The sequence below is a fragment of the Flavobacterium calami genome (assembly GCF_038290035.1).
Classification (GTDB): Bacteria; Bacteroidota; Bacteroidia; order Flavobacteriales; family Flavobacteriaceae; genus Flavobacterium; species Flavobacterium calami.
This window is the reverse complement of the sequence record NZ_JBBYHS010000004.1, coordinates 80,545-93,368: the sequence shown is the minus strand read 5'-3', so window position 1 is coordinate 93,368 and position 12,824 is coordinate 80,545. Positions and strand designations below refer to the sequence as shown.

The 12,824-nt window shown below is 34.5% G+C and carries 6 protein-coding genes; 5 read left to right on the top strand and 1 reads right to left on the bottom strand.

Features of this window, described 5'->3' with window-relative positions; genetic code table 11:
- Positions 1–187: 187 nt before the first annotated feature.
- Both rpoC and AAEO57_RS04630 read left to right on the top strand, forming a co-directional pair.
- Positions 188–4,495 carry a DNA-directed RNA polymerase subunit beta' gene (rpoC, locus tag AAEO57_RS04635; RefSeq protein ID WP_341689981.1) on the top strand — a complete coding sequence of 1,436 codons (4,308 nt, stop codon included), beginning with the start codon at positions 188–190 and terminating at the stop codon, positions 4,493–4,495.
- A gap of 52 nt (positions 4,496–4,547) precedes the next feature.
- Positions 4,548–4,856 (top strand): DUF3467 domain-containing protein, encoded by a 309-nt coding sequence (locus AAEO57_RS04630; protein ID WP_163410592.1) that lies wholly within the window; start codon positions 4,548–4,550, stop codon positions 4,854–4,856.
- 223 nt (positions 4,857–5,079) lie between these two features.
- Here AAEO57_RS04630 and AAEO57_RS04625 read toward each other — a convergent pair whose 3' ends face one another.
- Entirely contained in the window at positions 5,080–6,672 is a 1,593-nt protein-coding gene (locus tag AAEO57_RS04625) for a peptide chain release factor 3 (RefSeq protein WP_341689975.1), read from the bottom strand.
- A gap of 325 nt (positions 6,673–6,997) precedes the next feature.
- Between AAEO57_RS04625 and AAEO57_RS04620 the strand changes: the two genes are divergently transcribed.
- The 3 genes from AAEO57_RS04620 to AAEO57_RS04610 all read left to right on the top strand — a co-directional run bounded on the left by AAEO57_RS04620 (position 6,998) and on the right by AAEO57_RS04610 (position 12,692).
- The gene (locus tag AAEO57_RS04620; protein WP_341689973.1) at positions 6,998–8,431 is read left to right on the top strand and encodes a peptidylprolyl isomerase; all 1,434 of its coding nucleotides are present in this window, start codon (positions 6,998–7,000) and stop codon (positions 8,429–8,431) included.
- A 78-nt stretch (positions 8,432–8,509) separates the two neighbouring features.
- Positions 8,510–9,463, top strand: a complete 954-nt coding sequence (locus AAEO57_RS04615) for an AAA family ATPase (protein WP_341689971.1) — start codon at positions 8,510–8,512, stop codon at positions 9,461–9,463.
- Between the two features lie 463 nt (positions 9,464–9,926).
- Positions 9,927–12,692 (top strand): bifunctional aconitate hydratase 2/2-methylisocitrate dehydratase, encoded by a 2,766-nt coding sequence (locus AAEO57_RS04610; RefSeq protein WP_341689969.1) that lies wholly within the window; start codon positions 9,927–9,929, stop codon positions 12,690–12,692.
- Positions 12,693–12,824 lie beyond the last annotated feature (132 nt).

Sequence of the window (12,824 nt, the reverse complement as noted above, 5' to 3'; positions counted from 1 at the left end):
CATTTTATAATTAGCACTTCAAATAAGAATTTGAGGTTTAGAGAAGTAACCCGAGGTAGTGTTTTAAGTCGAAAGTGCGAAAGTCCAAAGTCTAAAGTCAGTAATGACTTTAAAAACTTTATGACATTTGACTTTAGACTAGGCTAAGAATCAATTTTTTAATTGCAATAAATCAATAGTAAAAACTATGATGAATAACAGAAACAATAAAGATAAGAATCCAGTAAAAAGATTTAACAAAATTTCTATTGGATTGGCTTCACCAGAATCTATCTTGAAAGAATCAAGAGGAGAGGTTTTAAAGCCAGAAACTATTAACTATAGAACTCACAAACCAGAGCGTGACGGACTTTTCTGCGAAAGAATCTTTGGACCAGTAAAAGATTTCGAATGTGCTTGTGGTAAGTATAAAAGAATTCGCTACAAAGGTATCATCTGTGACCGTTGTGGTGTTGAAGTTACTGAGAAAAAAGTACGTCGTGATAGAGTAGGACACATCAACCTTGTTGTGCCAATTGCTCACATCTGGTACTTCCGTTCTCTTCCAAACAAAATTGGTTATATCCTTGGTCTTCCATCTAAGAAATTAGATATGATCATTTACTACGAAAGATACGTAGTAATCCAAGCTGGTATTGCTAAAAATGCAGATGGAGAATCTTTACAAAGACTAGATTTCTTAACTGAAGAAGAATATTTGAATATTTTAGATACTCTTCCACAGGAAAACCAATATTTAGATGATTTAGATCCTAATAAATTTGTTGCCAAAATGGGAGCAGAGTGTATTATGGATTTATTGGCTCGTATTGACTTAGATGCTTTATCTTATGAATTAAGACACAGCGCTAACAACGAAACATCTAAACAACGTAAAACTGAAGCTTTAAAAAGATTACAAGTTGTTGAGTCTTTCCGTGAGTCTAACGAAAACCGCGAAAATCGTCCAGAATGGATGATTATGAAAGTGGTTCCAGTTATCCCACCAGAATTGCGTCCGCTTGTGCCGCTTGATGGAGGTCGTTTTGCAACTTCAGATTTGAATGACTTATACCGTCGTGTAATCATCCGTAACAACCGTTTGAAAAGATTAATGGAGATTAAAGCTCCAGAAGTTATCTTAAGAAACGAAAAACGTATGTTGCAGGAATCTGTAGATTCATTATTCGATAACACACGTAAAGCTTCTGCTGTTAAAACAGAATCTAACAGACCATTAAAATCATTATCTGACTCATTAAAAGGTAAGCAAGGACGTTTCCGTCAAAACCTTTTAGGAAAACGTGTGGATTATTCTGCTCGTTCGGTAATTGTCGTTGGTCCAGAGTTAAAATTATATGAGTGTGGATTGCCAAAAGATATGGCTTCTGAGTTATACAAACCATTCGTTATCCGTAAATTGATCGAAAGAGGTATTGTAAAAACAGTAAAATCTGCTAAGAAAATCATTGATAAGAAAGAGCCTGTAGTTTGGGATATCTTAGAAAACGTAATTAAAGGACACCCGGTATTACTGAACCGTGCTCCTACTTTGCACAGACTTGGTATTCAGGCTTTCCAACCTAAATTAATTGAAGGAAAAGCGATCCAGTTACACCCATTAGTGTGTACGGCTTTCAACGCCGATTTCGATGGTGACCAGATGGCGGTTCACTTACCATTAGGACCAGAGGCTATTTTAGAGGCACAATTATTAATGTTGGCTTCTCACAATATCTTGAACCCTGCAAATGGTGCTCCAATTACTGTACCTTCTCAGGACATGGTCTTGGGTCTATATTATATGACCAAAGAGCGTATTTCTACAGAAGATCACAAAATTTTAGGTCAGGATTTGACTTTCTATTCTGCTGAAGAAGTAAACATTGCATTAAATGAAGGAAGATTAGAATTGAATGCTCGTGTGAAAATTAGAGCAAAAGATTTTAATGATGCTGGAGAATTAGTGTACAAAATCATTCAAACAACTGCAGGACGTGTATTATTTAACGAAGTAGTACCTGAAGCAGCTGGATATATCAACGACGTATTGACTAAGAAAAACCTTAGAGATATTATCGGACACATTTTAAGTGTGACTGATGTACCTACAACGGCAGCTTTCTTGGATAATATGAAAGATATGGGTTATAAATTCGCATTTAGAGGAGGTTTATCATTCTCTTTAGGTGATATTAGAATCCCAGAACAAAAAACGAAGTTAATTGCAGATGCCAGAGAGCAAGTTGAAGGTATCTCAACTAACTATAATATGGGGCTTATTACAAATAACGAGCGTTACAACCAGGTTATTGACGTTTGGACTTCAGCAAATGCTCAGTTAACAGAATTAGCAATGAAAAATATTAGAGAAGACCAACAAGGTTTCAACTCTGTATATATGATGCTTGACTCTGGGGCGAGGGGTTCTAAGGAGCAGATTCGTCAGTTAACTGGTATGCGTGGTTTGATGGCTAAGCCTAAAAAATCTACTGCTGGTGGTGGTGAGATTATTGAAAACCCGATTCTTTCTAACTTTAAGGAAGGTCTTTCGATCCTTGAGTACTTCATTTCTACTCACGGTGCTCGTAAAGGTCTTGCGGATACGGCTCTTAAAACTGCCGATGCTGGTTACTTGACAAGAAGGCTTCATGACGTTTCTCAAGATGTTATTGTTAACATTGAAGATTGTGGAACTTTAAGAGGTGTTGAAGTTTCTGCATTGAAGAAAAATGAGGAAATCGTTGAATCATTAGGAGAGAGAATTTTAGGGCGTGTTGCATTGCAAGACGTTATCAATCCTCTTACTAACGAAGTAATGGTTAAATCTGGAGAGCAAATTACGGAATCAATTATGAGAACTATCGAAGCTTCTCCAATTGAGAAAGTAGAAGTTAGATCTCCATTAACTTGTGAGGCTTTAAAAGGTATTTGTGCTAAATGTTACGGTAGAAACTTAGCTACTGGTAAGATGACACAAAGAGGTGAAGCTGTCGGAGTTATTGCAGCTCAGTCTATTGGAGAGCCAGGTACACAGTTGACACTTCGTACGTTCCACGTTGGAGGGGTTGCTGGAGGTATCTCTGAAGAATCTAGTATTGTTACAAGATTCGCAGGTAGACTTGAAATTGAAGATTTAAAAACAGTTAAAGGAGAAGACAGCGAAGGAAATTCTGTTGATATCGTAGTTTCACGTTCAACTGAATTGAAATTGGTTGACGAGAAAACTGGAATTGTTTTAAATACACATAACATTCCTTATGGATCTAGTATTTTTGTAAATGATGGAGATACTGTTGCTAAAGGAACTGTAATCTGTAAATGGGATCCTTATAATGGTGTAATTGTTTCTGAGTTTACTGGTAAGATTGCTTACGAGGATTTAGAGCAAGGACAAACATTCATGGTTGAGATCGATGAGCAGACTGGTTTCCAGGAAAAAGTAATTTCTGAGGCTAGAAATAAAAAATTAATCCCAACTTTATTGGTATACGGTAAAGAAGGAGAGTTGATTCGTTCATACAACTTACCGGTAGGTGCACACTTAATGGTAGAGAATGGTGAAAAAATTAAAGCTGGTAAAGTATTGGTTAAAATTCCTCGTCGTTCTTCTAAATCTGGGGATATTACAGGAGGTTTACCAAGAATTACAGAGTTGTTAGAAGCTCGTAATCCTTCTAATCCAGCTGTAGTTTCTGAGATCGATGGTGTAGTTTCTTTTGGAAAAATCAAAAGAGGTAACCGTGAGATAGTAATTGAATCTAAGTTTGGTGACGTTAGAAAATATCTTGTAAAATTATCAAGTCAAATCCTTGTTCAGGAAAATGACTTTGTAAGAGCAGGTGTTCCATTGTCTGATGGAGCTATTACTCCGGATGATATTTTAAGAATTCAGGGGCCGGCTGCTGTTCAACAGTACTTGGTAAATGAAATTCAGGAGGTTTACCGTTTACAAGGGGTAAAAATCAATGACAAGCACTTTGAAGTAGTTATTCGTCAGATGATGCGTAAAGTTAAAGTGGAAGATCCGGGAGATACATTATTCTTAGAAGATCAATTAATTCATACTAAAGATTTCATCGTTCAAAACGATAAATTATATGGTATGAAAGTAGTTGAAGATGCCGGAGATTCTTCAGTATTGAAACCAGGTCAGATTATTACGCCTCGTGAATTACGTGATGAGAACTCATTATTGAAACGAAATGACAGAAATCTTGTTGTAGCAAGAGATGTAATCACTGCTACTGCAACACCAGTTTTACAGGGTATTACAAGAGCTTCGTTACAAACTAAATCATTTATTTCTGCTGCTTCATTCCAGGAAACAACAAAAGTACTTAACGAAGCTGCAGTAGCTGGTAAAGTAGATGATCTTGAAGGATTGAAAGAGAATGTAATTGTTGGTCACAGAATTCCTGCGGGAACTGGTATGAGAGAATACGATAACACAATCGTAGGATCTAAAGATGATTACAATGAAATGATGGCTAATAAAGAAGAGTATATCTATTAATTCAGAACAATTCCCTCTTTTCCGAAAGGGGGAATTTTAAAAATATTTAATTATGAGTAATCCGAAACAACAAGAGCAAATTAATATTGAATTAGATGAAAATATTGCAGAGGGAATTTATTCAAATCTTGCAATTATAAACCATTCTTCATCTGAATTTGTTTTAGATTTTGTAAATATTATGCCGGGTACTCCTAAAGCCAAGGTGAAATCAAGAATTGTTTTGACGCCACAACATGCTAAAAGATTATTGAGAGCAATTGGAGAAAACATTCATCGCTTTGAAGCAGCTCATGGTGAAATCAAAGAAACTGAACAAGCACCAATTCCGCTTAATTTTGGTCCGGCAGGACAAGCATAACTTTTAAGGCTCCGTTTAGCGGAGCTTTTTTTATAACAAAATTTGCACTTAATCTGATTTTATTTACTTTCAACGAGTATATTTTAATCGGTTATTGTTTTGCAATACTTTTGAATCAACATAAAATAAGAAAATTAATTTTTGAAATAAAGGTTAATTTAATTCTATTAAAAAAGCGCCAATTGTAAAATTGGCGCTTTTTGATTTTTGTGTTTTAATTTTTTTATTCAAATTCCGAGGTAAAAAATAATTTTACATTAGGGTATTTACTTTGAGTCATCTGAATTGTAAAATCAGAGTCAGCTAAAAACACCAATTGACCGTATTTATCATGAGCAAGGAATTTTTGCTTAATTCTTTTGAACTCCTTAAATTCTTCGCTTTTGGAATCATTTGGTTTAACCCAACAAGCTTTATGGACAGGGAAGTTTTCGTAAGTACATTTTGCACCGTATTCATGTTCAAGACGGTATTGGATTACTTCATATTGCAGCGCTCCAACAGTTCCGATGATTTTACGGTTATTCATCTCTAAGGTAAATAACTGCGCTACACCTTCATCCATTAATTGGTCAATACCTTTATCCAGCTGTTTGGCTTTCATTGGATCAGCATTGTTTATGTATCTAAAATGCTCTGGTGAGAAGCTTGGAATTCCTTTAAAACTCATTAATTCTCCTTCAGTCAAAGTATCACCAATTTTAAAGTTTCCAGTATCGTGAAGACCAACAATGTCACCAGGATAAGAGATGTCTACGATTTCTTTTTTTTCTGCGAAAAAGGCATTTGGACTAGAAAATTTTAAATTTTTCTTTTGACGAACGTGGTAATAAGGTTTGTTTCTTTCAAAAGTTCCTGAAACAATTTTGATAAATGCTAAACGATCACGGTGTTTTGGATCCATATTGGCATGGATTTTAAACACAAAGCCAGACATTTTTTCTTCTGCAGGGTCAACTGTTCGGGTTTCAGAATCTTTTGGTCTTGGAGAAGGAGCAATGGTAATGAAACAGTCTAATAGTTCACGAACACCAAAATTGTTCAAAGCAGAACCAAAGAATACCGGCTGAATTTTTCCGTCTAAATAATCCTGACGTTCAAATTTTGGATACACTTCATCAATTAGCTCCAATTCTTCACGAAGTTTATTTGCTGCTTTTTCGCCTACAATCTTATCTAATTCAGGATTGTTCTGAACATCAGAAAAAGCGATTGTTTCTTCTATGTTCTTACGGCTGTCTCCGCTGAAAAGGTTAATGTTTTCTTCCCACAAATTGTAAATTCCCTGAAAATCATAACCCATTCCAATTGGGAAACTTAAAGGAGTTACTTTTAAACCTAATTTTTGTTCTACTTCATCCATTAGATCAAAAGCATCTTTACCTTCACGATCTAATTTGTTGATAAAAACAATCATCGGAATATTACGCATTCTACAAACTGAAACCAGTTTTTCAGTTTGTTCCTCAACCCCTTTTGCAACGTCAATTACAACAATAACACTGTCAACAGCGGTTAAAGTTCGAAAAGTATCTTCTGCAAAATCCTTATGTCCTGGAGTATCAAGGATGTTGATTTTTTTATCTTTATAATTAAAAGCAAGTACAGATGTTGAAACCGAAATCCCTCTTTGACGTTCGATTTCCATAAAGTCACTGGTCGCTCCCTTTTTAATTTTGTTGTTCTTTACGGCACCAGCCTCCTGAATAGCTCCTCCAAACAACAATAATTTTTCTGTTAAAGTTGTTTTACCTGCATCGGGGTGCGAGATAATTCCGAAGGTTCTTCTGCGTTGTATTTCCTTTAAAAAGCTCATATTTTGTATAAATAGGCTGCAAAAATACTATTATTTAATACGATTTAAAAATAAATACCGTTCTGTTTTGCTTTAGTATTAATGGTTTTGATATTTGACAGACAAAGAAATTATTTAAAACTTTTTATGCTAGCTAACATTTTTGGTGGTGTATAATTTTTTGTTAATACTATGGCTGATAGTTGTATTATCTAATTGAATTGTTATTTTTGTTCGTTATAAGTTGTCAAAACTGGATACTGTTTTTTTATTTTTAAAATATTGATTTCAGTTAAAAGAAAGAAACGCAAATCAGGATTCTTACATTCAAATTAAATTTAAAATAATGTTATTAAAAAAATTACAGCTAAAAACTATTGATTACAAATTGGTACTAACAATATGTTTTTTACTTTTTTTTCACTCAATTACTTTCGCTCAGGAAATTATTAAGGATGTTGTAGCAGAAAAACCTGCAGAGGCGACTTCAATTAATAAGCAAAAAGTTGATGGTATTATCGCTACAGTTGGTGATTATATTGTTTTAGATTCGGATATTGATAAAGGATTTCTCGAAATTACTGCTCAGGGTGGTTCTACAAAAGACGTTACCAGATGCCAGATGCTGGGTAAACTTTTGGAAGATAAATTATATGCACACCAGGCAATTCAGGATAGTATTATTGTGAGTGATGCCGAGGTAAAAAGTATGATGGATGAAAGGCTGACTTATATGATGAGGCAAACCGGGGGTGATATTAATAAAATTGTAGAATTTTATAAGAAAAGTTCAGTTGAAGAATTTAAAACATATTTTGCCGATATATTGAAAGAGCAAAAATTGTCTGCAGAAATGCAAAAAAAGATTGTCGACGCTGTAGAAATCACTCCGGAAGAAGTACGTAATTTCTTTAAGAAAATACCAAAAGATGAATTGCCTACTTTTGGTGCTGAAATGGAAGTAGCTCAAATTGTTGTTGAGCCTAAGGTGTCAAAAGAAGACAAACAAAAAGTAATTGATAGATTAAATTCTATAAGGAAAGATGTCTTAGAAGGTTCAAGTTTTGCTACAAAAGCAGTTTTGTATTCACAGGATCCGGGATCTTCTTCTGCGGGAGGATATTATAAAATGACAAGAAAAACTCCTTTTGTAAAAGAATTCAAAGATGTAGCTTTTAGTCTTGCAGAAGGTGAAATTTCTGAACCATTCGAAACAACTTATGGCTATCATATCATAATGGTTGATAAGATTAAAGGTCAGGAAGTAGAATTACGCCATATTTTGATCTCTCCTACTGTTTCTGAAACCGCTTTAAAAGAAGCTAAAGAAAGAATCATAAATATTAGAAATAAAATAGTTGGTAATGAAATTTCTTTTGCTGATGCTGCAAGAACAGAGTCTGATCAAAAAGAGACAAGAGCCAATGGAGGTACTTTAGTTAATCCAAATACTCAGGACACACGTTTTGAGCTGACTAAAATGGATTCGGCATTGTTTAGTCAAGTTTCAAATTTGAAAGATCATGAGGTTTCTCAGCCAATTCTGGATCAGGATGACAGAGGGAAAAAAACATATAAACTGATTACTGTGACCAACAGGATAGATGAGCACGTTGCAGACTATGCTAAAGATTATACTAAAATCAAAGAACTGGCTTTAAAAGAAAAGCAAATTAATGCGATCGGAAAATGGTTTGATGATAAAATTAAAGATACATATGTTAAAATTATTGGAGAATACAGAGATTGTAGTTTTACCAATAATTGGCTGAAAAAATAATTTTTATAAAATAAATAAAAAGAGTTAGTTTTATGAAATCATAGAACTAACTCTTTTTAATTTTAAATATATTCATAAATGTCTGACGTAGCAGCAATTCATAATTTAGTTCAAAAAAGAAATGAATTAAAAAAGGAAATAGCAAAGATAATTGTAGGCCAGGATGCCGTTGTAGATCAAATTTTATTATGCATATTTTCAGGAGGTCATGCACTTTTAATCGGTGTTCCGGGACTGGCAAAAACTTTAATGATAAACACGTTATCTCAGGCTTTAGGTTTGGATTTTAAAAGAATTCAGTTTACACCAGATTTGATGCCTTCGGATATTTTGGGAAGTGAAATTCTGGATGAAAACAGAAACTTTAAATTTATCAAAGGACCGATTTTCTCTAATATTATTTTAGCAGATGAGATCAATAGGACGCCTCCAAAAACACAGGCCGCTTTGTTAGAAGCAATGCAGGAAAGATCGGTAACTATTGCAGGGCAACATTATAAATTAGATTTACCTTATTTTGTTTTAGCGACTCAAAATCCAATTGAGCAGGAAGGAACATATCCGCTGCCAGAAGCTCAGCTGGATCGTTTTATGTTTGCTATAAAATTAGAGTACCCAACTTTTGAAGAAGAAGTGCAAGTTGTAAAAAGAACAACTTCAGATTTGAAAACAGTAATTAATCCATTGTTTACTGCTGAGGAAATTATAGAGTTTCAGCATTTAATTCGTAGAATTCCTGTGGCGGATAATGTTATAGAATACGCTGTTACTTTAGTAAGTAAAACACGTCCGGATAATGTATTGACAAATGATTTTGTCAAAAATTATCTAGATTGGGGAGCAGGTCCAAGAGCTTCGCAAAACTTAATTTTGGCAGCCAAAGCACACGCAGCTTTCAATGGTAAGTTTTCACCAGATATTGAAGATGTTCAGGCGGTAGCAACTGGTATTTTAAGACATAGGATTATTAAAAACTACAAAGCAGATGCCGAAGGGATAACAGAAGAGGTTATTGTTCAGAAACTATTGTAAAAATAACAGCTTATTATATTATGTTAGCCGGTCGTTAAAATGACCGGCTTTTTTGTTTAGATAATCATGTTTCTGTTTTTCTTAAATATTATTAAAAAGATTGAAGAAAAAATCATTTTCAAGGCTTGTGCTGAAAAAATAGACTTTACGTATTTTTACTTATACTTGGAATTGTTTTATTGTTAACTATAACGTTATAAATACTTATTTGGAAAGATTCTTTGTTGAAATAGAGGTAAAATCCGACTTCCTTTTGTAACATTAAATTTTGACTTTGTTAAAGAAAGGATTTTAAAATATCAATAATTTATTTTTTTAATATTTTTTTGATGTTTTGTCAAAATCAAGCGTTTAAAATTGTTTTTTGGTAATATTTTTTTTTGAAAAGGCGACTTCTATTATATTTTTTTAAATTCTCGGCTTTAATGCTTAAATTTGCCTCAAAAAATAAATCCGCTTTATTATGAATATTTATCAGGATTACATTCAAGAAATTGAAGAAAGAAAAAATCAGGGATTACACCCTAAACCAATTGATGGAGCTGAATTATTAAGCGAAATCATTGCTCAAATTAAAGATGTTGATAACGCATATCGCGAAGATTCTCTTAAGTTTTTTATTTACAATACTTTACCGGGTACTACAAGTGCTGCTGGTGAAAAAGCAAAGTTTTTAAAAGAAATTATTTTAGGTCAATCTTTAGTAAAAGAGATTACACCTGCTTTTGCTTTTGAGCTTTTGTCACATATGAAAGGCGGACCTTCTATTGAAGTATTGCTTGATTTGGCTTTAGGAAATGATGCTTCAATTGCAAAACAGGCTGCTGAAGTTTTAAAAACTCAAGTTTATTTATATGATGCTGATACAGCTCGCTTAGCAGAAGCTTACAGCGCTGGTAACACAGTTGCAAAAGAAATTTTAGAAAGTTACGCAAAAGCTGAATTTTTTACAAAATTGCCAGAAGTTGCCGAAGAAATTAAAGTGGTTACTTACATCGCTGCAGAAGGTGATATTTCTACTGATTTATTATCTCCGGGTAACCAGGCACACTCTCGTTCTGACCGTGAATTACATGGAAAATGTATGATAACTCCTGAAGCTCAGGCAGAAATTAAAGCATTGCAGGCACAGCATCCAGATGCTTCTGTTATGTTAATCGCTGAAAAAGGAACAATGGGAGTTGGATCTTCTCGTATGTCAGGTGTAAACAACGTAGCTTTATGGACTGGTAAGCAAGCATCTCCATACATTCCTTTCGTGAACATAGCTCCAATTGTAGCAGGTACTAACGGAATCTCTCCTATCTTCTTAACTACTGTAGACGTAACGGGTGGTATCGGTATCGACTTACAAAACTGGGTAAAGAAAACAGATGCAGAAGGAAACGTAGTTCGTAATGAAGCTGGTGATCCTGTTTTAGAAGAGGTTTATTCTGTAGCTACAGGAACTGTATTAACAATCAATACAAAAACTAAAAAATTATACAACGGTGAGAAAGAATTAAAAGATATTTCTAAATCTTTCACTCCTCAAAAATTAGAGTTTATCAAAGCGGGTGGATCTTATGCCATCGTTTTTGGTAAAAAAATCCAAACATTTGCTGCACAAGCTTTAGGAGTTACTGCTCCAACAGTATTTGCACCAGCTAAAGAAGTTTCTATAGAAGGTCAGGGATTAACTGCTGTTGAAAAAATATTCAACAAAAATGCAGTTGGTGTAACTCCGGGTAAAACATTATATGCAGGATCAGACGTACGTGTGAAAGTTAACATTGTAGGTTCTCAAGATACTACAGGTTTGATGACTGCTCAGGAATTAGAGTCGATGGCAGCTACAGTTATTTCTCCAATTGTTGATGGTGCTTACCAATCAGGATGTCACACAGCTTCAGTTTGGGACAAAAAAGCGCAAGCTAATATTCCTAAATTAATGAAGTTCATGAATGATTTCGGTGTTATTACAGCGAGAGACCCTAAAGGTGAATATCATTCAATGACGGACGTTATTCACAAAGTTTTAAATGATATTACAATTGATGAGTGGGCAATTATTATCGGTGGAGATTCGCATACACGTATGTCTAAAGGGGTTGCTTTCGGTGCCGATTCAGGAACTGTAGCTTTAGCTTTAGCAACAGGTGAGGCTTCTATGCCAATTCCAGAATCTGTAAAAGTTACTTTTAAAGGTGAGATGAAACAACACATGGATTTCCGTGATGTAGTTCATGCGACGCAATCTCAAATGTTGAAGCAATTTGATGGTGAGAACGTTTTCCAAGGTCGTATTATTGAGGTTCATATCGGAACTTTATTAGCTGACCAGGCGTTTACATTTACAGACTGGACTGCAGAAATGAAAGCGAAAGCTTCTATCTGTATTTCTCAGGACGCAACATTAATTGAATCGTTAGAAATTGCTAAGTCTCGTATCCAAATCATGATTGATAAAGGTATGGATAACAAAAACCAAGTTTTACAAGGTTTAATTGATAAAGCAAACAAACGTATCGAGGAAATTAAAACAGGTGCTAAACCAGCTTTGACTCCAGACGATAATGCAAAATATTATGCTGAAGTTGTTATCGATTTAGGTTTAATCGAGGAACCAATGATTGCTGACCCAGACGTTAACAATGTTGATGTTTCTAAACGTTATACACACGATACCATTCGCGAATTATCTTTCTATGGAACAGATAAAAAAGTAGATTTAGGTTTCGTAGGTTCTTGCATGGTTCATAAAGACGATTTAAAAATTGTTTCTCAAATGTTACGTAACGTTGAAAAACAAAATGGGGAAGTTAAATTCAACGCACCTTTAGTAGTTGCAGCTCCTACGTATAACATCATCGACGAATTAAAAGCTGAAGGTGATTGGGAAATGTTACAAAAATATTCAGGTTTCGAATTCTCAGATGCGTTACCTAAATCAACAGCACGTACTGAATACGAAAACATTATGTATTTAGAGCGTCCTGGTTGTAACTTATGTATGGGTAACCAGGAAAAAGCTGAAAAAGGAGATACTGTATTAGCTACTTCAACTCGTTTGTTCCAAGGACGTGTAGTAGAGGATAGAGATGGTAAAAAAGGAGAATCTTTATTAGCATCAACGCCAGTAGTTGTACTTTCTGCAATTTTAGGAAGAATGCCATCTATCGAAGAGTATAAAGCTTCGGTTGAAGGTATTAACTTAACAAAATTCAAACCAATCTCTACTAAATTATAATAGTAGGAACTTCATAATTTCTAAGCGAGGCAATCTAGTAATAGGTTGCCTCTTTTTATTATATTTTGAGCCGCTAAGCATTGTGCTATTCAGATGTAGTATTCATTCGTTCCTCGCTGCGGGTTAAAGCTG